This window comes from Novipirellula caenicola (genome assembly GCF_039545035.1).
Taxonomy (GTDB): Bacteria; Planctomycetota; Planctomycetia; order Pirellulales; family Pirellulaceae; genus Novipirellula; species Novipirellula caenicola.
In genome coordinates, this window is sequence record NZ_BAABRO010000015.1 from 129,471 (window position 1) to 150,862 (window position 21,392).

At 56.7% G+C, this 21,392-nt stretch carries 17 protein-coding genes; 9 read left to right on the plus strand and 8 right to left on the minus strand.

Translation table 11 applies throughout. The features are described 5' to 3' along the window. Nucleotides 1–61: 61 nt before the first annotated feature. The 3 genes from ABEA92_RS23820 to ABEA92_RS23830 all read left to right on the plus strand — a co-directional run bounded on the left by ABEA92_RS23820 (nt 62) and on the right by ABEA92_RS23830 (nt 3,329). Nucleotides 62–958, plus strand: a complete 897-nt coding sequence (locus tag ABEA92_RS23820; RefSeq protein ID WP_345686944.1) for a hypothetical protein — start codon at nt 62–64, stop codon at nt 956–958. A gap of 3 nt (nt 959–961) precedes the next feature. Further along, nucleotides 962–2,188, plus strand: coding sequence for a purple acid phosphatase family protein (locus ABEA92_RS23825; RefSeq protein ID WP_345686946.1), 1,227 nt, complete (start codon nt 962–964; stop codon nt 2,186–2,188). A 271-nt stretch (nt 2,189–2,459) separates the two neighbouring features. Beyond that, a complete protein-coding gene (locus ABEA92_RS23830; protein WP_345686948.1) occupies nt 2,460–3,329 on the plus strand; it encodes a hypothetical protein in 870 nt (289 codons plus the stop codon). Nucleotides 3,330–3,544: 215 nt separating this feature from the next. Here the strand turns inward: ABEA92_RS23830 and recJ are convergent, their stop codons facing one another. The 4 genes from recJ to ABEA92_RS23850 all read right to left on the minus strand — a co-directional run bounded on the left by recJ (nt 3,545) and on the right by ABEA92_RS23850 (nt 6,960). After that, nucleotides 3,545–5,341 (minus strand): single-stranded-DNA-specific exonuclease RecJ, encoded by a 1,797-nt coding sequence (gene recJ, locus ABEA92_RS23835; protein WP_345686950.1) that lies wholly within the window; start codon nt 5,339–5,341, stop codon nt 3,545–3,547. Between the two features lie 477 nt (nt 5,342–5,818). Then, complete coding sequence (rpmG, locus tag ABEA92_RS23840) at nt 5,819–5,986, minus strand: 50S ribosomal protein L33 (RefSeq protein ID WP_345686952.1); 168 nt, start codon at nt 5,984–5,986, stop codon at nt 5,819–5,821. Between the two features lie 127 nt (nt 5,987–6,113). Then, nucleotides 6,114–6,446 (minus strand): hypothetical protein, encoded by a 333-nt coding sequence (locus tag ABEA92_RS23845; protein ID WP_345686954.1) that lies wholly within the window; start codon nt 6,444–6,446, stop codon nt 6,114–6,116. A 109-nt stretch (nt 6,447–6,555) separates the two neighbouring features. Then, nucleotides 6,556–6,960, minus strand: a complete 405-nt coding sequence (locus ABEA92_RS23850; RefSeq protein WP_345686956.1) for a 4a-hydroxytetrahydrobiopterin dehydratase — start codon at nt 6,958–6,960, stop codon at nt 6,556–6,558. A gap of 268 nt (nt 6,961–7,228) precedes the next feature. Here ABEA92_RS23850 and rplA point away from each other — a divergent pair, with 268 nt between their 5' ends. The 3 genes from rplA (at nt 7,229) to rplL (ending at nt 8,973) form a co-directional block, all read left to right on the plus strand. Continuing rightward, nucleotides 7,229–7,906 carry a 50S ribosomal protein L1 gene (rplA, locus tag ABEA92_RS23855; protein WP_345686958.1) on the plus strand — a complete coding sequence of 226 codons (678 nt, stop codon included), beginning with the start codon at nt 7,229–7,231 and terminating at the stop codon, nt 7,904–7,906. 74 nt (nt 7,907–7,980) lie between these two features. After that, nucleotides 7,981–8,505: a 50S ribosomal protein L10 gene (gene rplJ / locus ABEA92_RS23860; protein ID WP_345686960.1), complete on the plus strand. Its 525-nt coding sequence runs from the start codon at nt 7,981–7,983 to the stop codon at nt 8,503–8,505. Nucleotides 8,506–8,562: 57 nt separating this feature from the next. After that, the gene (rplL, locus tag ABEA92_RS23865; RefSeq protein ID WP_345686962.1) at nt 8,563–8,973 is read left to right on the plus strand and encodes a 50S ribosomal protein L7/L12; all 411 of its coding nucleotides are present in this window, start codon (nt 8,563–8,565) and stop codon (nt 8,971–8,973) included. A 411-nt stretch (nt 8,974–9,384) separates the two neighbouring features. Here rplL and ABEA92_RS23870 read toward each other — a convergent pair whose 3' ends face one another. Next, the gene (locus tag ABEA92_RS23870; RefSeq protein ID WP_345686964.1) at nt 9,385–10,503 is read right to left on the minus strand and encodes a pyridoxal-phosphate-dependent aminotransferase family protein; all 1,119 of its coding nucleotides are present in this window, start codon (nt 10,501–10,503) and stop codon (nt 9,385–9,387) included. A gap of 193 nt (nt 10,504–10,696) precedes the next feature. On the opposite strand from ABEA92_RS23870, the gene ABEA92_RS23875 reads away from it, so the two are divergent. After that, nucleotides 10,697–11,707, plus strand: coding sequence for a nucleoside hydrolase (locus ABEA92_RS23875; protein ID WP_345686966.1), 1,011 nt, complete (start codon nt 10,697–10,699; stop codon nt 11,705–11,707). 966 nt (nt 11,708–12,673) lie between these two features. Here ABEA92_RS23875 and ABEA92_RS23880 read toward each other — a convergent pair. Continuing rightward, complete coding sequence (locus ABEA92_RS23880) at nt 12,674–13,243, minus strand: DJ-1/PfpI family protein (RefSeq protein ID WP_345686968.1); 570 nt, start codon at nt 13,241–13,243, stop codon at nt 12,674–12,676. A gap of 323 nt (nt 13,244–13,566) precedes the next feature. Here ABEA92_RS23880 and ABEA92_RS23885 point away from each other — a divergent pair, with 323 nt between their 5' ends. Beyond that, nucleotides 13,567–15,153: an outer membrane protein assembly factor BamB family protein gene (locus ABEA92_RS23885; protein WP_345686970.1), complete on the plus strand. Its 1,587-nt coding sequence runs from the start codon at nt 13,567–13,569 to the stop codon at nt 15,151–15,153. A 2,030-nt stretch (nt 15,154–17,183) separates the two neighbouring features. Here the strand turns inward: ABEA92_RS23885 and ABEA92_RS23890 are convergent. Continuing rightward, nucleotides 17,184–17,639, minus strand: coding sequence for a response regulator (locus tag ABEA92_RS23890; RefSeq protein ID WP_345686972.1), 456 nt, complete (start codon nt 17,637–17,639; stop codon nt 17,184–17,186). Nucleotides 17,640–17,744: 105 nt separating this feature from the next. After that, on the minus strand, nt 17,745–18,998 hold the full coding sequence (locus ABEA92_RS23895) for a serine hydroxymethyltransferase (protein ID WP_345686974.1): 1,254 nt from the start codon (nt 18,996–18,998) through the stop codon (nt 17,745–17,747). 510 nt (nt 18,999–19,508) lie between these two features. On the opposite strand from ABEA92_RS23895, the gene ABEA92_RS23900 reads away from it, so the two are divergent. Next, the gene (locus tag ABEA92_RS23900) at nt 19,509–21,302 is read left to right on the plus strand and encodes an ABC transporter ATP-binding protein (RefSeq protein ID WP_345686976.1); all 1,794 of its coding nucleotides are present in this window, start codon (nt 19,509–19,511) and stop codon (nt 21,300–21,302) included. The last annotated feature ends 90 nt before the right edge of the window (nt 21,303–21,392 follow it).

Here is a 21,392-nt window from a genome sequence, read left to right on the forward strand (position 1 = left end):
TGACCAAAGCGGTCAACCGTTACGTCCATTGGTCCAACCATTCGAGATGGGAAATCGCTAAATGAACTGGTTGTATCGATGGCTGGTTCTGGTCTTGCTGTTGCAGTGCGTCGGGGTGGCGGGGCGGTATTACTGGTCGACCAATGAAACCGAAAGCGACGTTTACGGTTTGCTCTATTTCGATTGGGGGTGGTCCGAGACGTTTGCCCAGCGTTTTGATGACTTCGGCACTTTGTCTTGTTGTGCGGCCGCGGTTTTGGTGGTGCTGACCGCGGCGAGGTCGCTTCCGCCGCATGGAGCCTGGCCCGCCGACACGCCGACAACGAGAACATCGCGTGCTTGGTTTGGGCTATGGGTGTTCCGTGTCTCGTTGGCCTGGATCTGCCTATGGATGTTCCTGCTCGCCCTGATCTTTATGATTCGTGGAGATCGGTTTTCGGAACTCTCGCTAGGCGAGCATGCGGTGCGATATGGTTTGCCGCTAGCGTTGCTGATGTTTTCGCTTCCGCAAACGAGTTCCGCTGGGGTGTGGGTGCTGCGTGTTGCCGCTGCCGCGACCTTCATCGTGCACGGATACAAGGCGATGCAGTTGTACGGTCCCTTTACCGATCTGATCCTACTGTCCGACGCATCATGGACGGCACTGCAGATTGAACAAGCCGCCGCCGAGCGAGCGCTGTGGATGATCGGGTTGGTCGATATCGTCGCCGGGATTCTGTTGTTGGCGTTTCGCTGGGGGGCTGTTGCGGTCTACATGGGGTGCTGGGGTGTCATCACGGCGCTGAGCCGGATGACGGCATTCGGAGTCGATGCGTGGCCGGAAACGTTGATCCGCGCGGCCAATGGAGGAGTGCCGATTGCATTGGTTTTGGCTGCGGTTGTGTTCACGCCCCGTGGCAAGTTGATGTACAATCAGACTCCCTCCCCTTTCCCGCCGCCCTCCGAACATTGTGTCTAGTTCATGAAACCAAGTTCTTCGTTGGCTTCGTACTGTTTCGTCAGTTGTCTTGGTCTGTTTTGCTTCGCTGCCACGCAGTGTCTTTATGCGGATGCGCCTTTGGTGGGAACCAAGCCGGCGCAATGGCGAGTGACATGGCGTTCAGATCCAGCCACGTCGGCAACGGTTTCCTGGAGTACCGCCGAACAAGGGACGCAGCACCGCGTGCGTTACCGGATCAAAGGCAGTGATCGAGACGAAGGCGTTGTAGCGGCAAAAAGTGGCCGGTTCACGGGCGGTCACGCCGAACTGTATTATCACCACGCTGAGTTGACGGGGCTAAAGCCGGCGACTCGCTATGAAGTCCAGATGATGAGCGACGACGAATCATCGCCTGTTTTTTACTTCTTGACGGCGCCGGATACCGATCGGCCATTCAGTTTGCTCAATGGTGGCGATTCTCGAAGCGATCAGCAAGAGCGACGCAAGGTGAACCAAATGATTGCCAAAATGGTGGGGCAGTCGTTTGCAAATGACGATCCGGCCGACGATATCTTGGCATTGGTTCACGGCGGAGACTACATCGTTAGCGGGCCAAACGTCGCGCAGTGGTCGGAGTGGTTGTCCGATCATGAGTTGACGGTGACCGATGACAATCGGTTGCTTCCCGTGATTCCGGCACGGGGCAATCACGATTCGGGGAAACCATTTAACGAGGTCTTTGGGTTTCCCGAGGATGATCGAAACTACTACGCCATTAACCTTACTCCTGCAGTTCGATTGATCACGCTCAATACGGAAACCAGTACCGCGGGCAGCCAAGCAAAGTGGTTGCGGCGTGAATTGGCGTCGTCGCGTCCCGCTCACCGCTGGGTCGTCGCCCAATATCACCGCCCTGCCTTTCCTGCGGTCAAAACGCCAAGCTCGGCGCTGCAGAGCTGGGTGCCTCTGTTTGAAGCGTACGACGTCGACTTGGTTTGTGAAGCCGACGGCCACAATATCAAGCGGACGGTTCCCATCCGTAACGGCAAGCATGATGACACCGGCATCGTCTATATCGGCGAAGGCGGATTGGGGGTCGGCCAGCGGACTCCCAAGACCGAGCGGTGGTTTTTGCAGTCGCCTGGGATGGCTGACCAGGGCAGTCACGTCTTTGTGTTGACCTTTTCCGAAGACGCGATTTTTGGGAAGTGCGTCTTGCTTGGCGGGGACATTCGCGACACGTTCGAACGTCCCGTACGCGGTAGATAGCGTCGCTGGGCCGGACGTAAGCTGGCTTGTTGTTGGATCGCGTCGCTCGCATGTGGGGTGATCCGATCGGTGTGGCATGGCATCGCAGTCTCGATGGGAAGGCGACAACCAGTGTTTTTTTCGCTTTTTTTAGGCTTTCTTGAAACGACCGAAACCTTCTTGGGTTTGGTTGGTTACATGATTGAGGAGCTGGCCTAGCGGTATCGGTTCCGCCGCCTCTCAATACAAATCAACAAGAGACACTACTCTTACTCGTTCAGGGAAATTTGGGATGAAAATGAAACACGTTGCGTTTTGCCTAGTAGCGGTCGCGCTGTCGGCATTGATGGTGGGTGAATTGTCGGCTCAAGAAGGCGGCCGACGTGGTGGTGACCGCGGCGGTTTCGGCGGTCGAGGAGGCGCAGGCGGCCCTGGAGGGGTTGGCGGCGGCGACCCTACCTTCGGTTTGTTGATGATCGAAAAGGTGCGTGAAGAAATCGAATTGATGCCCGACCAAGTCGAGGCACTCAAGAAGGTTCGCGAAGATGGTGGCGGCCGAGGCGAGCGTCCCGATTTCGATTTCCGTGAAGCAAGCGAAGAAGAACGCGCTGAATTCTTCAAGAAGATGCAGGAAGAGCGTAAGGAACGCAGTGCTAAATTGCGTGAACAGCTCGAGGAAGTCTTGTTGCCTGGCCAGCTCGCACGTCTGAAGGAAATCTCGATCCAGGTCCAAGGCGTGGCGGCTCTTGGTAACGAAGAAGTTCAGAAAGAGTTGAAGATTACCGAAGCTCAAAAGAAGGAATTGGAAGAGGCTCGCGAGAAGATTCAAACCGAGATGCGTGAGAAAATGCGTGAGCTAATGGCTTCGGGTGACCGCGACAAGATGCGTGAGGCTTTCGGCAAGGTCCGTGAAGATGTCGAGTCGCAAGTGTTGGCGGTGCTGACATCGGAGCAGAAGGACGCCTTTGAAAAGATGAAGGGCGAAACGTTCGAGATGCCTGAAGGCATGCAAGGCGGGATGCGTGGCGGTGCTCGCGGCGGTGAAGGTGGACGTGGTGGTTTCGGCCGCGGTGGCGAACGAGGCGGTGAGCGTGGCGGCGATCGAGGTGGTCGTGGAGATCGCGGCAATCGTGGCGAACGGTCCTCCGATACCGAAGAATGATTTTTTAGTGCTTTGTTGAAAACGTAAGCTTCGGCTGCCGGCGAAGCGCTCCGTCGCGCCGAAAGGGGCAGGCTCTGACCAAGAGTCTGCCCCGCTTTCGTTTCTTAGCGACGCTTTCCATCGCCGCTCTAAAATAAAGAGTACTCGGTCGGGGCCAAGGTAGATGGCGTTGGGCTATCGCCGGAAAGAGGGCTGCTGAGGTCCATCGCGGGAAGCTAGGCGTCGGCCACCGTGCCGGCGTTTGATCGTTGCTCGGCGTGGTCGCGGCGGTCACTCGGTCGCCAATCGACGAGATGGATTTCCACTTTACGGAAACCGCGGAACTCATTGATCACCGGTCGGTAGGCGATTTCGATGGGGCCTTCGCACTGGTTCAGCGCGTCGCACCAATCACCGGCACCAAAAGCAACGCCGCGGATCGATTTTACGCCTTGCCGCAGTTTGACGCTCAAGTGGCGGTCGCCGCCGCCTATTCGTCGAGCCGGTTCGTCCAGTTCGATGTTGCTGCAAAACAGCGTCGGACGTGGGTTGCCGGCGCCAAACGGGGCAAGTGTTTCGATCTGTTTGACCGTTTCCAGATTCAGTTGCCCAAACGATGCCTCGGCGTCGATCACGATCTCGGGCACGATGTCTCGCTCGGACCATTGACGGGCCACCGCTTCGCAGAAATCGCCGCGAAACGCATCAATTTGGTCTTCTTCGATCGTCAGTCCCGCAGCCGCTTTGTGGCCGCCAAATTTGACCAGTCGCTCACTGCAATCGCTGAGCGCTTCGTGCAGATCGATCCCGGTGCCGCCGACCCGGCCTGAGCCCACGGCCTGCGTTTTTCCCGTCGCGTCGAGCGAAAGAATCAGCACCGGTTTGGCGTGTTTTTCAGCCAATCGGCCTGCGACCACGCCAATCACACCAGGGTGCCACCCGACTCCGCCCAAAACAAGTGCGGCGTCGGCATCGACATCGAATTCCTCTTTGGCTTGCTTTTGCGCCGCGAGGTAAACGCTCCGCTGCAAGGTGTCGCGATCGTTGTTTAGTTGGTGAATGTATTCCGCTAGCGCCTCGGCGCGTTCGCCACCGGGGGTGGTCAATAGCTCGACTGCCAATTGGGCCTGTCCAAGTCGACCGGCCGCGTTCAGCCGCGGCGCGATGGTGAACGCAATGCTGTCAGATGTGACCGCCGATGCTTGGTCAACCTTGGTGATTTTCATCAGCTCTGCGAGTCCCGGCAACGGGTTGGCGCGAAGCGTTTTCAGTCCATGTTCAACCAGCACGCGATTCTCGTCCAACAGCGGGACCACGTCCGCTACCGTTCCGATAGCGGCAAGTGCAATCGATTGCATCAAGTAGCGTCGCATCGGTTCGGTGACCTTTTCGCTACCTGCAACTTGTTGGCAGATTGCCCAGGCGAGCTTGAATGCGACGCCGGCTCCACACAGTTCGCCAAACGGGTAATTCGTGCCAGGAAGCCGCGGGTGGACGACCGCGTCCGCGCGCGGCAGTTCGCCATCAATGGTGTGATGGTCGGTGATGATCAGTTTCACCCCGAGTTCGCGGCATAGTTCAGCGTGTTGGCGACTGGTGATGCCGCAATCGACCGAAATGATCAGCTTCTTTCCGCGGTCAGCCAATTTGCGAATCGCCGCTTCGTTCAAACCGTAGCCGTCTTCGAGTCGGTTGGGGACATGGTAGCTGACGTTTGCCCCCATCAATTGCAATCCATTGACCAGGATCGCGGTGCCGGTCATGCCGTCGCAGTCGTAGTCGCCGTAGACCGTGATCGGCAACCGCTTGTCGATTGCGTCGATGATGATTTTTGTTGCATCGACCACGCCAGGCAGTTCTTTGGGGTCACGCAGGTCCTTTAGTTTGGTACTCAGGAACTGGGCGGCGTCATTGGCGTTGTAGATCCCTCGGCTGACCAGCAATTGGGCCACCACGGCGGGAAGTCGGGCTGAGCGAGCAAGTTGCTCGACGCGAGAAGCATCATGGGGAATGATTCGCCATCGGCGCTGCATCCGTGACTCCGCAAAGAGAAAGAGGGGGCGAAAGATTCGGTTGCTTGAATAGTTTTGCCGCTCGCGGCAGTCGGTAGCGTCACGCGGCCCATGCCACCGGCAATTTGACACGGCGCAGGTCGTTTTATAGCGAATGTGGTGCAAGCCGTCCGGTCAAAATCGAACCATTTGCTCACCGCAACCGGGCGGTTTGCACGGCACCGCTACCAACGTAGACGGCACTGAACCTGCGGTATGCGTATGAAAAACGCGTTTGCATACGACCCACCGTCATCCAGCGCGGTCGCAGGCTCGTCAAAGAGGAGCCTGTTTTGCCTTGCGGTATTGCAGGGTGCTTTAGTTATTTTCAGGTAGCGAAAAAACCAGGAGCCTTTTGGGTGCTCCTGGCGTCGGGAAAAGTCTTTACGACTTTCGTTGTAGCCATGAACCGGTTGGCAAGCATCCATTCGATGCTCGCCATCGGTCGGTCGAAACGAACTACTTTTTCTTTTCGACGTGCCAAGTGTGCTTACGCAAACGTGCGCTGTACTTCTTCAGACGCAGCTTTTCGCCGCCTGGTTTGCGTTGCAGCGTGTAGTTGTAATCTCCGGTTTCTTCGCAAACGAGGAACACGGTATCTGCTTTTTTCTTGCTACGACCAGCCATCGGAACTCTCTTTTATCTAAATCACAATGTGTGTGGTGCGAAAGGAAATCGTTATCAGAACGTCTTTCGGGCCTGGGATTATGGCAGGAAACCATTGGTTTGGGCAAGTCGCTTTTACGCAAAAAGCTCATTCCCCCTCCATGATGGCCTCTTTAATCGCCACCACGACCCCTCGCCGGCTGAGCGAATTGGCCGTGATTCGGTCAACGTCCAGTCCCAATGATCGGCCGATCCGGACCGCCAAATCGACATCGCGAACGCCAAAATACTGATTTACTTGGCGCTGTCCGACGTAAATGGTTTGGTCGTCCGAGCGGAATCCCGATTCAAACGCCTCGCGATCCTCTTCGATCCATTTGTCCGGGACACGGCGAATGCGGCAATGCTCGACGCTCCAGATTTCATCGCCGGTGCATTCCGACAGCAACGCGAGAGCTCGATGGCGGGCAATTTCGATCACGAGGAATTCGGGTCCGTTTTAGCGAGAGGGTGGGACTAGGAACGTAAAGAGACAGTGACTTGCTCGGCGGTTTCGGTTGCCTGCCTCGTCTGATCGTCAGCGATTCGGCCTAATAGCCCAGCAGCGGATCTATTTTAGCAGCAACCACAAAATCGTTGCGACTGAGTCCGTCGATCGCATGCGTTGTCAGTTCAATCTTCAGCATTCGGTAACCGGTCAGGTGTAGATCGGGATGATGTTGTTCCTGTTCGGCCAATTCCGCAATTTTGTTGATCAGGGCGACGGCGTCGACAAAATTGCGGCATCTCTTTGTGCGAGAAATTCGCTTTGCAGCGGCGTCGAGTTCCCACTCGGGGATCGCTCGCATTAATTCGTTTGCTTGATCGCGAGCGAGGGGCGGCACCCCTCCTTCGCACGGCACGCACTTCGCGGCACGCAGCGAATCTGCGTTTTCTGGATTTGCTTTTTCCGGGGAATCTGGGCCCGAGTTCACGGTTCGATTTGATTTTGACATGGTCATTTGACGATTCAGAGGGTTCGGTTCAGCAAGATTTTATAAGAATCTTACAAAAAACTGTATCAACAAGCATCGTTTGCCGTTGACGTCGCGAAATGAATTGACGACATTCTCCCGCTTCGCGAGACGAAATCTCGCGTTTTATAAGTGGGAGAGTTTGCCGCCATCCGGCGTGCTGTGAATCGCAACCATGCGGTCACCGTGTGCATCGGAAGGGCCAGGTGACCTCGCCGAACCACCCGACATATAAGAGAGTCGCGACCCTATGGGTAAGAAATCCAAGCGTTATCGTGCAGCGCTCGCAAAGCAGCCTGCAAATTTGCTGCCGCTCAGCGAAGCAGTTGACGCACTCAAAAAATACGATTTGACCAAGTTCGACCAAACGGTCGAAGTGCACATGCGTTTGGGCGTCGACCCGAACCAAGCGGATCAAATCATCCGTGGCAGCATCGTGCTGCCAAACGGAATCGGCAAGACTCAGCGAGTCGTCGTGTTCGCCAAGGGCGACGCGGCCAAGGCAGCTGAGGAAGCGGGTGCCGATGAAGTAGGTCAAGAAGACTTGGCTAAGAAAATCAAAGACGGTTGGACAGACTTTGATGTTTGTATCGCCGCTCCTGACATGATGGGTCTTGTGGGGCCGCTTGGTCGTGTCCTCGGTCCTCGTGGATTGATGCCTAGCCCGCGTGCGGGAACGGTCACCCCGGACGTCGCAAAGGTGGTTAGCGAATACAAGGCTGGTAAGGTCGAGTTTCGTAACGACAAGGGCGGCAACGTTCACGCGATGGTCGGCAAAATGAGCTTCGAGCCACAGAAGCTTACCGAGAACATCGCTGCATTCGTTGACTTTGTCAGCGGCATGAAACCCCAATCCGTCAAGGGCACTTACATTAAAGGCGTTGCCATCTGTGCAACGATGAGCCCCAGTGTGAGAGTTGCGTACTAGCAAGTCTTTTAGAGTATCAGGCTTTTTGAACTAGACGTTCTGTCGCACAAATCGCACTTAAGTGAACCCAACCGATGAGTAAATACGTCAAAGAATTGGTGACTCGCGACATCAAACGCGAACTGGACGGTGTCGAAGACGCCGTGCTGGTGAGCTATGTCGGGATGGACGCCATCACTACCAACGAACTTCGTGGCGAGCTGGATGCGAAAAACATTCGCATGTTGGTCGTCAAGAATTCTCTTGCTCGGCGAGCGACCGAAGGGTCCTCGCTGGCACCTGCCTTCGAGGGAGCTCGTGGGCAAGTCGCTGTATGCTGGGGGGCGTCTGATTTCGTCTCGCTTGTCAAGGAGATCGTTCGACTTGATAAGGACAGCAGCAAGTACGAGAAATTTACCGCTGCTGGCGGTGTCATGGATGGCGAAAAGCTTGATGCGGATCGCTTGAAAGAAGTCAGCAAGTGGCCAAGCCGCGAAGAGCAAATTTCGATGTTGTCAGGTCAAATTCTTGGTCCTGGATCGCAATTGTCGGCCGCACTTCTCGGTCCGGGCAAGAAGCTCAACAGTCAAATTAAGAAAATCGCAGAAGGCGACGAGTAGTTGCTCTTTTGTTAGTCGTTCCGTAACAAATCACCAACTGTTTTTGAGGTATTAGAAATGTCCGAAGAAGGCACCGCGGTCGCCGAATTTAGCGCCGAAGCAAAAGAAATGGGCGACAAGATCGCCGGTATGACCCTGAAGCAAGCCAAAGAGCTCAGCGACTACTTGAAGGATGTCCACGGCATCGAACCTGCCGCTGGCGGCGGAGTGATGATGGCTGCACCTGCTGAAGGTGGTGGCGCTGCTGCTGAAGAGAAGACCGAATGGGACATCGTCCTGACCGGCTTCGGCGACAAGAAGCTGAACGTTGTGAAGGTTGTCAAAAACCTGACCGGCGCTTCGCTGATGGAAGCCAAGAAGATGGTCGAAGGCGTTCCAGCCACCTTGAAGGAAGGCGCATCGAAAGAAGATTGCGACAAGATCAAGGCCGAAATCGAAGAAGCGGGCGGAACCGTCGAACTCAAGTAGTTCGCCGCTCCACTTGCTGTTATTCGACAATCGCTCGAATCACCCGAAAGCCCTGGTGGGTCCTCACCAGGGCTTTTCGTGTTGCGCTTGTGGGATAGCCTCGTAGCGAAAGTCGCGAAGACTTTCGTGCACGGCGTGTTGATTGACTTAGCCGCGACGCGTCAGCGGCCGGGGCCCACGCGGCACCCGGTGCCCTGACTGCCCACGGCTCACCGTTGCGATTTGAATTTGGGCTGAGTCAACGAAACTCTTAACGGCTTGTTGTTTTAGTCGTACGATGGACTTCCTAGTCCGTCGAATGCGTCATTGACGGACTAGAAAGTCCATCATACACCCCTTGCCGCAGGGAACTTCATTAGATCAACAAGCCGTTGACGAGTTTCGCATGCCGATGCGCTCTGCCTCACGGCTCTACATCACGTCACGCAGTGCCGCTAACAGCGTGGCGACGTTTCGTTTGGTTGCCGAGTGCCCCATCAATCCGATTCGCCAAGCCTTGCCCGCGAACACACCTAGCCCGCCGCCGATTTCGATGTCGTACTCGCTCAGCAAGCGACTGCGGATCGCAGCGTCGTCGATGCCATCGGGTAACGCGACGCAGTTCAGTGTGCACAGCGATCGTTTCGGAATGTAACTGAATCCGAGTTCCTCGAGTCCCTTGCGAAGCAGCAAGTGCATCTCGCGATGCCGAGCGATGCGGTTTTCGAGTCCTTCTTCGATCACAATCGCCAGCGATTCACGTAGCGCGTAGATCATGTTGATCGGGGCGGTGTGATGATACGCTCGGCCGCCAGAACCGGTGTAGTAATTTTTCAGCATCGAAACGTCCAAGTACCAACTCTGCACCTTGGTTTTGCGTTGGTCGATTCGCTCGAGCGCCCTTTCGGAAAACGAGACGGGCGAAAGACCCGGAGGGCACGACAGGCACTTCTGGGTTCCCGAATAAATCGCATCGATCCCCCACTGATCCACCTTTAGTTCGTGGCCGCCGAGTGAGGTGACCGCGTCAACCGCGAGCAGCATTCCTGCATCATGCACGATCTCGGCCAGCCCGCTTAGATCTTGGTGGGCGCCGGTAGAGGTTTCCGCGTGCACGATGCCAAGCATTTTGGCGTTGGGGTGTTTTTCGACTGCTTTGGCGATCGCTTCGTTGCTGAACGTTTCGCCCCAGGGGACTTCGATTGCATGCACGGTCGCGCCGCACCGCTCCATATTGTCTTTCATTCGCCCGCCAAACACCCCGTTGATGCAGACGATCGCTTCATCACCCGGTTCGATCAGATTGGCGACGACCGCTTCCATCCCGGCCATTCCCGTTCCGGAAACCGGGAACGTCAGCAGGTTTTTGGTTTGGTAGGCATCGCGAATCAATTGGCATGTTTCGTCCATGATCTCGATGAATTGCGGATCGAGATGGCCAAGTGTCGGCGCGGCAAGCGCACGAAGGATCCGCGCCGGCACCGTGCTCGGCCCTGGTCCCATCAAGATGCGTTCACGAGGATTCAGCGGAGGAGTGGAAGGTGTGGGCATGGTGAGGTCATTGCCAATCGAGGGACGAGGGCGGGCATGGAAGTCGCGGAGTCTATCTTATCGGTTTTTCAGCCCCCAATCGACGGCGTGCAGATTTTGCCGGCGTCTCGCTCGTGCAAGTCAACAGAGTGCGAGGTATGATGGTCGGTCCAACCTTCCCTCCCTCCTCCCTCGACCCCCAAAGGTTCTTTCAATGCGTTTGTCATTGTGCGCACTTTTCGTGTCACTTTTTGCTCTCACGCCTTCAATCTCGTTCTCGCAGCAGCGGCCAGATCCGGTTCCGCTGATCTTTGATACCGACATCGGCAATGACGTCGACGACGCGTTGGCGCTAGGCATGATTCACTCGTTGCAGTCGCGCGGTGAATGCAAACTGCTGGCCGTCACGATCACCAAGGACCATGAACTTGCCGCACCCTTTGTCGACGCGGTCAATACGTTCTATGGTCGCGGAGACATTCCGATCGGTGTCTGTCGCAGCGGGGTCACCAACACTGCTGGTCGGTTCAATACGCTGGCAACTCAGAAGGACAATGGCAAACTGCGTTATCCACACGATTTGACCTCGGGCAAAGATGCACCCGACGCGGTCGCGGTGTTGCGGAAGTCATTGGCTGATGCAAAGGATGGTTCGGTCGTGATCGCCCAGGTTGGGTTTTCCACGAACCTGGCAAACTTGCTTGGTTCTAGCGGCGATGAAATCAGTCCGCTCTCGGGCACCGAATTGGTCAAAAAGAAAGTCCGATTGTTGTCGATCATGGCTGGCGCGTTCACCGATGACCACAAAGAGTACAACCTGATCAAGGACATCCCGTCGGCAAAGAAAATTGTCGCCGATTGGCCAACGCCGATCGTATGGAGCGGCTACGCGGTCGGAAAATCGCTGACGTATCCGCACCAAAGCATTTTAAAGGACTACGGGTACGTCGATCATCATCCGCTAGCCGAAGCCTACATTCTTTACATGCCACCGCCGCATGACCGCCCGACTTGGGACCTGACCAGTGTGTTGTACGGAGTCCGCCCCGACCACGGCTATTTTGAGTTGTCCGAGCCGGGGGCGGTTGAGATGGCGGATGATGGAGTGACCACGTTCAAGGCTGCTGCGAACGGTCGCGATCGATACATCTTGGTTCGCGAGGACTTGCGGCCCAAGGTGCTCGAGGCATTGCAGCTGCTCTCGAGCCAACCGCCAAGCAAGTAATTGTCCCCGCTATTCATTGTCGCACGGCTTTCCAAGCCGTCAGCGTGCCTAGCGTTTAAACATCGAAGCGAGACCGCCCGCGTTCCATTCGCCGAACGATCGCTCGTAACGGTTCCAGCTTGGAAAGCTGGCTGACCATTGTCGCACGGCTTTCCAAGCCGTCATCGTGCCTGGCGTTTGAACGTCGAGGCGAGACCGCCCGTGTTCCATCCACCGAACGATCGCTCGTAACGGTTCCAGCTTGGCAAGCTGGCCGACCATTGTCGCACGGCTTTCCAAGCCGTTAGCGTGCCTAGCGTTTAAACATCGAGGCGAGAGTGCCCGCGTTCCATCCGCCGAACGATCGCTCGTAACGGATCCAGCTTGGCAAGCTGGCCGACCATTGTCGCACGGCTTTCCAAACCGTCAGCGTGCCCGGCGTTTAAACATCGAAGCGAGACCGCCCGCGTCCCATACGCCGAACGATCACTCGCAACGGTTCCAGCTTGGCAAGCTGGCTGACCATTGTCGCACGGCTTTCCAAGCCGTTAGCGTGTCCTGCGTTTGAACGTCGAGGCGAGAATACCCGCGTCCCATTCGCCGAACGATCGCTCGTAACAGTTCCAGCTTGGCAAGCTGGCCGACCATTGTCGCACGGCTTTCCAAGCCGTTAGCGCGCCTGAAGTTTGAACGTCGAGGCGAGAGTACCCCTGTGCCAACCGCCGAACGATCGCTCGTAACGGTTCCAGCTTGGAAAGCTGGCTGACCATTGTCGCACGGCTTTCCAAGCCGTCAGCGTGCCTGGCGTTTAAACATCGAAGCGAGACCGCCCGCGTTCCAACCGCCGAACGATCGCTCGTAACGGTTCCAGCCTGGCAAGCAGGCCGGCCATTGTCGCACGGCTTTCCAAGCCGTCAGCGTGCCCGGCGTTTAAACATCGAAGCGAGAATACCCGTGTTCCCTTCGCCGAACGATCGCTCGTAACGGTTATAGCAGGTCCACGAACGCCCGCATCCAAGCGGGATGGGCGGGCCAAGCCGGTGCGGTGACGAGGTTGCCGTCGACATGCGCCGAGTCCATCGTCTCGGCCGGTTCGATGTACTGGCCACCGGTGAGTGTGACTTCGGGGCTGCACGCCGGATAGCAGCTGCACTGGCGTCCTTTTAGCACGCCGGCGGCCGCCAGGATTTGCGGGCCGTGGCAGACCGCAGCAACCGGTTTGTTGGTCTCAAAGAAGTGACGCACCAATTCCAGGACTTTTTCGTTTAGCCGTAGGTATTCCGGTGCCCGTCCGCCAGGGATCACCAAAGCGTCAAATTTCGTGACGTCGATGGCATCAAAGTCGGCGGTGATGGCGAATCGATGTCCGGGCTTTTCCGAATAGGTCTGGTCGCCGTCAAAGTCGTGGATTGCGGTCGCGACCGTATCGCCTGGCGATTTGCCAGGGCATACCGTGGCGACTTCGTGCCCAAACGTTTTCAGGATCTGCAGCGGGACCATCGCCTCGTAGTCTTCGACATAGTCTCCCACGAGCATCAAGATTTGTTTGTTGGCCATGATCTTCGGTTTTGCTTGGTTGGTTAAAAATTGAAATCGACGGAAGCGGGCCGCCCGAATCCGTGTCGACATTTAATCATCGATGTCGCGACCGCACCATCGGTGGCGTCTTTTTACCTTAAAATCGGTGTAATCCGTTCGAAATGGAGTTTCATCACCACGATTTTTCCAAGGATTCGCCATCGCCCCAGCAAGCGATTAGAATAAGCGGGACTATTCTCGTTGCTCGTGCCTCCAATTGATTGAGCTAGGTGTTCGCCGTGCGCATGCCCCTTGGTTTTCGTTTCGTAAGCTGTCCGGTTGCTGTTTGTTTCATCGCTTCGATGATGATCGTCGGGGGTGGTGCCGGCACCAGCCAGGCGGCTGATTTCTTAACTGCCCAACAGGCCACTCGCTTGGGATTGGTCGAAGCGTGGCGCCGACAAACCGAGGTTCCTGCGGGCGTCCAGTCGATGGTCGATCAGCAGATCTATGTGCATGCGGAAAATCCACGCGAGTACGTTGAAGTCGTCGCGGTGAAGTCTGTGCCCAAACCGTCCAATGGCGGAGAGGCGGATGCGGTAAACGAAGCAGCCAAGCCAATCGAGAACGGAGCGGCCCCGCCCAAGAACGTGCTGGTGCGGATCCCCACCGATCGCGTCGATGCCCACGGCAGAGCGATTGGTAAATCGGAAGCCGAGCGGCTGGCAAAAAATGAGATTCGGCGGCTGAAGCGTCGTGGGATCGAAGCGAAGATGGAAACCCGAATGGTTCCAAGGGTTTGCCTTTACACGCTGGGTAACGATGGAACGCTGGAGTGCCGTGACGCAGAGTCGGGCGAATCGATTTGGATGGTTCGCGTCGGGGTCAAACGCCTTGGCTACAAAGCAATTGGCGTGGGCGAGTCCTTCGTCAGCGTGGTCAATGGCGGCAACTTGTTGAGGATCGATGCGACCAACGGCGAGCTGATTCAGCAGCAACGCACTATCAATGTTCCTATCTTTGGTGCGATCAACGCAGGCGATTTCGCTGTGATTGCAACGATTCAAAATGGGATCGAAGGTTATCCGTTGTACGACACTTCGCAGCTTCCATTTCGTGAGCGTGTGGCCGGTCGCGCATTGGCGTTGCCTGTCAAAGCACCTGGGTCGACTCGAATCGCTTGGGGGACCGATCAAGGATTTGTCTATTGCATGGAAACCTCGGGCGAGCCGTCGGTGATGTTTCGTCTGAATACCGATGGCATCGTAAGCGCGCGGATTGCCGCAGCGAGTGATGATCGGTTCTTCTTCGGTTCCGAAGCAGGCCAAGTCTATGGCATCAAAGGCACGCGAACGGGCCAAGTGTTGTGGAGCCGACCGTATGGCGAGCCGTTTTACAATCAACCGATTGTCGCGGGCGATCAGCTACTGATTCGTTCCACCTACGGCAGTCTGTATTCACTTGGCTTGGACGATGGGATCAGCACGTGGCAGGACGCGGCGTCCAACATCGATGAATTGGTGGGGACCATCGGTGACAAGCTTTACGTGACCACGCTCAGTGGGGCGTTTGCCGTGTTGGATCTGGAGACCGGAAAGCAGGTCGAGTCGTTTCCTGGGATTCGGCCCCAGCGATTACTGCGTAATTCGAAGACCGATCGACTGTATCTGATCGGCAAAACCGGAGCGGTTCAGTGTTTGCGTAGCATCGACGCCGATTTGCCGATCATTAGCGAAGGGCATGGCGAGGCGAAGAAGGGAGAGGAGAAAGAGGAGAAGAAGGAAGAAGAGAAGAAGCCTGCCGAGTCGAATGATTTTGGTGCTCCCCCTGCGAGCGACCCCTTCGCGGCTCCCGGAGCCGATCCGTTTGCAGCCCCCGGAGCGGATCCATTCGCCGCGCCCGGAGGCGGCGAAGATCCCTTTGGCGCCGACCCCTTCGGCGGCATGTAAGCTGCCCCGAAGCGAAACTCGGCAAACGGCTTGTTGATTTAATCCAAACGCAAATCAAAACTGTGAGCCGTGGGCCGTAAGGCACCGGGTAGTGCGTGGGACCCGGCCGCTGACGCGTCGCGGCTCATTAACTCAACAAGCCGTCAAACGTTTCGTCTTGCTCGACGTCCGCAGGCATCACAAGCTTTACCCTCCCGGCGAAGCCAGGGAGGGGCGGGGAACGAGCCTTCAACGAGTTTCCCGGGGAGGGCTGGATGCGATGATCGTGGACGCTGCAACTTCTAGCACAGCGACAATGTCGGCCAGCTTTCCAAGCTGGAGCCGTTGCGATCGAGCGTTCGGCCGGTGGAACGCAGTCGCTCTCGTTTTGACGTTCAGGCGTGAGGCACGCTAACGGCTTGGAAAGCCGAGTGACAATGTCGGCCAGCTTTCCAAGCTGGAACCGTTACGATCGATCGTTCGGCCGGTGGAACGCAGTCGCTCTCGCTTTGGCGTTCAAGTGTGAGGCCCCGCTAACGGCTTGGAAAGCCGAGCGACAATGTCGGCCAGCTTTCCAAGCTGGTACCGTTACGATCGAACGTTCGGCCGCTGGAATGCAGTCGCTCTCGTTTAGGCGTTCAAACGTGAGGCACGCCAACGGCTTGGAAAGCCGAGCGACATTGTCGGCCAGCTTTCCAAGCTGGAACCGTTATGATCGAGTGTTCAACCGGTGGAACGTAGTCGCTCTCGTTTTGACGTTCAAACGTGAGGCCCCGCTAACGGCTTGGAAAGCCGAGCGACAATGGTCGGCCAGCTTTCCAAGCTGGAACCGTTGCGATCGAGCGTTCGGCCGGTAGAACGCAGTCGCTTTCGCGTTGGCGTTCAAGTGTAAGGCACGCTAGCGGCTTGGAAAGCCGAGCGACAATCTTCGGCCAGCTTTCTAAGCTGGAACCGTTACGATCGAGCGTTTGGCCGGTGGAACGTTGTCGCTCTCGTTTTGGCGTTCAAACGTGAGGCACGCTAACGGCTTGGAAAGCCGAGCGACAATCTTCGGCCAGCTTTCCAAGCTGGTACCGTTACGATCGAACGTTCGGCCGGTGGAACGCAGTCGCTCTCGTTTTGACGTTCAGACGTGAGACCTCGCTAACGGCTTGGGAAGCCGAGCGACAATGTCGGCCATCTTTCCAAGCTGGTACCGTTACGATCGAACGTTCGGCCGGTGGAACGTAGTCGCTCTCGTTTTGGCGTTCAGACGTGAGACCTCGCTAACGGCTTGGAAAGCCGAGCGACAATGGTCGGCCAGCTTTCCAAGCTGGTACCGTTACGATCGAGCGTTCGACCGGTGGAACGTAGTCGCTCTCGTTTTGACGTTCAGGCGTGAGGCCTCGCCGACGGCTTGGAAAGCCGAGCGACAATCTTCGGCCAGCTTTCCAAGCTGGAACCGTTACGATCGAGCGTTCGACCGGTGGAACGTAGTCGCTCTCGTTTTGACGTTCAGGCGTGAGGCCTCGCCAACGGCTTGGAAAGCCGAGCGACAATCTTCGGCCAGCTTTCCAAGCTGGAGCCGTTACGATCGAGTGTTCGGCCGGTGGAATGCAGACGCTCTCGTTTTGGCGTTCAAACGTGAGGCCTCGCTAACGGCTTGGAAAGCCGAGCGACAATGTCGGCCAGCTTTCCAAGCTGGAACCGTTACGATCGAGCGTTCGGCCGGTGGAACGCAGTCGCTCTCGTTTTGGCGTTCAAACGTGAGGCCTCGCTAACGGCTTGGAAAGCCGAGCGACAATGGTCGGCCAGCTTTCCAAACTGGAACCGTTACGATCGAGCGTTCGGCCGGTGGAATGCAGACGCTCTCGTTTTGGCGTTCAAACGTGAGGCACGCTAACGGCTTGGAAAGCCGAGCGACAATCTTCGGCCAGCTTTCCAAGCTGGTACCGTTACGATCGAACGTTCGGCCGGTGGAACGCAGTCGCTCTCGTTTTGACGTTCAGGCCTGAGGCACCGCCAACGGCTTGGAAAGCCGAGCGACAATGGTCGGCTTCATCGACGTCGTTTTACGCGTCCGCGGGCGGTTGGATCTGGTCGTTGCCGTCTTCCATCTCTTGGATGTAGCGGCGCAGTCGTTCCAGTTCGTCCTCGGTTCCTTTTAGCTTCAACATGTTTTCGACTCGTTTGACGAGTTCGACTTTGTTGACCGGCTTGCTGAGGAAGTCGTCGGTGCCCGCAGCGACGGCTCGCTCGATATCGCCCAATTCGTTCAGCGCCGTGACCATCAAAATCATCACTCGGCTGGTCGCCGGATTGTCTTTGATTTTCTTGCAGACCTCGAAACCGCTCAACTTGGGCATCATCACGTCAAGCAGGACCAAGTCCGGTTTGAACGATTCGATCTTGTCCAGCGTGTCTTGGCCATCGACCGAGGTTTCCGTGTCACAGTCGACGCCTACCAGGTAGGCTTCGAGCAGTTCGCGGTTCGCGATGTTGTCATCAGCAATCAGAATGCGGTGCATAGCGTTGTCAGAATCGTGGACGACGTGAAAAAGGGGGGCGGAACCGGTGGCAACCCACTACCGGGTTGCCACCGTCATTTTAGCGATCGAGTGCTCGACGTCGCACTAGGCAGTGGCGTGATCGCCTGCAGGAACGGGAAAGTTCTTGCAGAGTTCGCGGATCTCGCTGCGAATCGATTGGTGCAGCGACTCGTCATCGGAATTCGACAATGCTTGATGAATCCAGCCGCCGATTCGCTTCATCTCGTCGGTGCCCATCCCGCGAGTCGTCAGCGCGGGGGTGCCGATGCGAATTCCCGATGGGTCCATCGGCTTACGCTCGTCAAACGGGATCATGTTCATGTTGACCGTGATGCCGCATGCTTCGAGCACCGCTTCGGCTTTCTTGCCACCCAATCCCAATGCGGTGACGTCGACCAGCATCAAGTGATTGTCGGTGCCGCCGCTGACCAATGGCAGCCCCGCCGACATCAAGGTTTCCGCCAAAGCTTTGGCATTGGAAACCAGCGATTTGCCATACTCTTTGAATGCGGGCGTCATCGCTTCGGCGAAACAGACCGCTTTGGCCGCGACGATGTGCATCAACGGGCCGCCTTGGGTGCCCGGGAACACGTTGCGATTGACCAATTTCAAGTGCTCCTTTTTGCACAAAATCAGGCCGCTGCGTGGTCCTCGCAGCGTTTTGTGCGTCGTCGTGGTGACGTAGTCGGCGTACGGCACCGGGCTGTTGTGTTGTCCCGAGGCGACCAAGCCGGCGTAGTGGGCCATGTCGACCATCAACTTGGCACCGACATCGTTGGCGATTTCCGCAAAGCGATCGTGCGGGATTTCGCGTGGGTAGGCACTCGCTCCGGCGACGATCAGCTTTGGCTTGTGCTCGCGAGCCAATTTGGCGATTTGGTCAAAATCGAGGCGATGGTTCTCTTTATCGACGCCGTAGGAGTGGAAATTGTACAGCCGGCCGCTGATGTTCAGCTTCATGCCGTGAGTCAGGTGGCCGCCTTGAGCCAAGTCCAACCCGAGAACCGAATCGCCTGGTTCCAGGCAAGACAGGTAAACGGCGGTATTGGCTTGGGATCCCGCATGCGGCTGGACGTTTGCTTCTTCGGCACCAAACAGCTTTTTGGCTCGTTCGATCGCCAGCGATTCGGTCACGTCGACGTGCTCGCAGCCACCGTAGTAGCGGCGTCCGGGATAGCCTTCGGCGTATTTATTGGTCAAAACGCTGCCGGCCGCCTGCATCACCGCCAAACTGGTGTAGTTTTCGCTTGCGATCATCTCCAACCCGTCCTGCTGGCGGGTGGCTTCGGCTTGGATGGTTTCCCAGATTTCAGGGTCTTGCTGCTGCAGCCAATTCATGAGTTTTTTTAATTGGGGGAGGAGGATAGAAGTAAGCTTGCGATCTTCGCACCACGGCGGACACGATTGTCGACCGCGGAGGGCAAAGCGTCAATGTCGCCAAAACCAGGGAACCGGTCCAAAAAAGGAAATCCGCAAAACCACGTAGTGGACGAGGCAACAAGTCCCAGCAAAACACGTAGTGGATGAGGCTACGAATCCCCACCCCCACAAAACACGTAGTGGATGAGGCTACGAATCCCCACCTCGACGAATCACGCCACCATCACCCAGCTTCCTCGTCTTTCCCGCATTTCTCGCATCCAAGGCAACCGAAAGCTATCAAAATCATCCGTTTCAGTGCCCCTTTTTCATTCGGAAAGCCACTGTTTGGATCGTCGAATTGTGGCAAGATGTTTCGGTCGAACCGGAATCGAGTGGGACATCTCTTGCATTTAGTCTTGGCAACGCCTTGTTCGATCTCGCTTCGCCCCCCTTCCTCCATTGCTTCCACAAGACTCGCTGAGCGATATGTCAAATTATCAAGTCGTTCAGCGATTACTGAAATTGGCGTGGCGGTACCGTGGTTGGTGCGCCGCAATGCTTTTCCTGCAAGCGGTGTTGATGGGGTTAGCCGTTGCCTTGGTCCAACTCGGCGGACTCGCGATTGATGTGATCCGTTTCTATTCGCACGATACCCCCAACTTCCCTACCCTACCCTTCGGAATTCTGTTTCCGGTTCACTGGTCGCCGCTGACTCAGGTCATCGCCATTGCGGTCGCCATGACCGTCGTCGCGATCGTTCGTGCGCTGCTGAATTACAGTTACGCGATCATCTCGGGCACGCTGGTACACCGAAAAATTGTGGTCGATTTGCGTGCCGAGGTTTATGCGAAACTGCAGCGGCTGAGTTTGAGTTTTTATCACAATCAACCTGCCGGCACGATCATCAACCGTGTCACCGGTGACGTCCAAGCCACGCGTGCGTTCATCGATGGCGTGTTGATTCAGCTGTCGATCCTGGCGATGTCGCTGGTCTTCTATTTGACGTTCATGATCCGGATCGATGCGATGTTGACGCTGGTCTGCTTGGCGACGACGCCTGTGGTTTGGTGGTCGAGTATTCGATTTTCGCGAATCGTGCGGCCGATGTACGACCAGTCGCGTCATTTGTTTGACCTGTTGGTTTTGCGGGTGGCCGAATCGGTGGACGGAGTCGCAGTGATCAAGTCGCTGGGTCGACAATCGGCCGAAACAAAATCATTCGACAGAGCCAACGATGATCTGTTGAACCAACAGCAAGACGTCTTTCGGCGTGTTAGCCGGTTTGGGCCCTCGATCCAATTACTGACGCAAATCAATCTCGTCGTGCTGTTGATCTACGGTGGTTACCTGACTTCGATCGGCCGTCTGCCACTGGGCAGCGGTCTGATCGTCTTTGCCGGTCTGCTGCAACAATTCAGCAACCAAGTCGGCAACCTTTCAAGTTTGACCGGAACGATCCAGCAATCATTGACGGGGGCACGGCGAGTGTTCGAGGTGCTCGATGCGGCCGAAGAAGTCTCGCAACCCGACGATGCGTGGCTGCCCGATTCGATTCGCGGCGAAATCCACTTTCACAATGTCAGTTTTGAATATGTCGCCGGTAATCCCGTTCTAAAGGACATTTCGCTACACATTCGCCCAGGCGAACGGGTGGCAATTCTGGGCGCAGTGGGCCAGGGGAAATCGACGCTGCTCAGTTTGCTTCCGCGGTTCTACGATCCCACTCTCGGCGTGGTCGAAATTGATGGTGTTGACGTCCGAGCGTGGGACCTGAAAACGCTCCGACGCCGAGTCGCCTTGGTGCTGCAAGAACCGCTGTTGTTGAGCAACACGATCGGAGCGAACATTGCGTTTGGTTGTCCCGGAGCGACGCGAGAGCAAGTGCGAATGGCCGCTCGGCTTGCCGCCGCTCACGACTTTATCGAAGCCACACCGGATGGCTACGACACGGTCCTCGGCGAATACGGCATGTCGCTTTCGGGCGGCCAACGGCAACGGCTTGCTCTGGCCCGAGCATTGTTAACCGACCCCGCGATTTTGCTGTTGGATGATCCCGTATCGGCCATTGATCCGGAAACCGAACATGAAATCCTTGCGGCACTCGAGGAAGCGTCCAAGGGGCGAACGACACTGATCGTCGCACACCGGCTCAGTACATTGCGGGGGGCCGATCGCGTGATCGTGTTAGATCGCGGAGAGATTGTCCAGCAAGGAACGCACGAAGAATTAATGCGAGAGCCCGGCCCCTACCACCAAGTTGCACAAAGCCAATGTCGTTGAATCAAAGTCGTTGATCGCTCCGCGATCATAACGCGAAGCTCCTAACGTCGTAGACCGCACCGCAGTCAAAACGCAAAGATCGCGGAGCGA

What these genes read in the sequence shown, in the direction of transcription:
- ABEA92_RS23820 (WP_345686944.1), top strand. Translation starts at nt 62, where the DNA reads ATGAACTGGTTGTATCGATGGCTGGTTCTGGTCTTGCTGTTGCAGTGC.
- ABEA92_RS23825 (WP_345686946.1), top strand. Translation starts at nt 962, where the DNA reads ATGAAACCAAGTTCTTCGTTGGCTTCGTACTGTTTCGTCAGTTGTCTT.
- ABEA92_RS23830 (WP_345686948.1), top strand. Translation starts at nt 2,460, where the DNA reads ATGAAAATGAAACACGTTGCGTTTTGCCTAGTAGCGGTCGCGCTGTCG.
- recJ (WP_345686950.1), bottom strand. Translation starts at nt 5,341, where the DNA reads ATGCAGCGCCGATGGCGAATCATTCCCCATGATGCTTCTCGCGTCGAG.
- rpmG (WP_345686952.1), bottom strand. Translation starts at nt 5,986, where the DNA reads ATGGCTGGTCGTAGCAAGAAAAAAGCAGATACCGTGTTCCTCGTTTGC.
- ABEA92_RS23850 (WP_345686956.1), bottom strand. Translation starts at nt 6,960, where the DNA reads ATGTCAAAATCAAATCGAACCGTGAACTCGGGCCCAGATTCCCCGGAA.
- rplA (WP_345686958.1), top strand. Translation starts at nt 7,229, where the DNA reads ATGGGTAAGAAATCCAAGCGTTATCGTGCAGCGCTCGCAAAGCAGCCT.
- rplJ (WP_345686960.1), top strand. Translation starts at nt 7,981, where the DNA reads ATGAGTAAATACGTCAAAGAATTGGTGACTCGCGACATCAAACGCGAA.
- rplL (WP_345686962.1), top strand. Translation starts at nt 8,563, where the DNA reads ATGTCCGAAGAAGGCACCGCGGTCGCCGAATTTAGCGCCGAAGCAAAA.
- ABEA92_RS23870 (WP_345686964.1), bottom strand. Translation starts at nt 10,503, where the DNA reads ATGCCCACACCTTCCACTCCTCCGCTGAATCCTCGTGAACGCATCTTG.
- ABEA92_RS23875 (WP_345686966.1), top strand. Translation starts at nt 10,697, where the DNA reads ATGCGTTTGTCATTGTGCGCACTTTTCGTGTCACTTTTTGCTCTCACG.
- ABEA92_RS23880 (WP_345686968.1), bottom strand. Translation starts at nt 13,243, where the DNA reads ATGGCCAACAAACAAATCTTGATGCTCGTGGGAGACTATGTCGAAGAC.
- ABEA92_RS23885 (WP_345686970.1), top strand. Translation starts at nt 13,567, where the DNA reads ATGATGATCGTCGGGGGTGGTGCCGGCACCAGCCAGGCGGCTGATTTC.
- ABEA92_RS23890 (WP_345686972.1), bottom strand. Translation starts at nt 17,639, where the DNA reads ATGCACCGCATTCTGATTGCTGATGACAACATCGCGAACCGCGAACTG.
- ABEA92_RS23895 (WP_345686974.1), bottom strand. Translation starts at nt 18,998, where the DNA reads ATGAATTGGCTGCAGCAGCAAGACCCTGAAATCTGGGAAACCATCCAA.
- ABEA92_RS23900 (WP_345686976.1), top strand. Translation starts at nt 19,509, where the DNA reads ATGTCAAATTATCAAGTCGTTCAGCGATTACTGAAATTGGCGTGGCGG.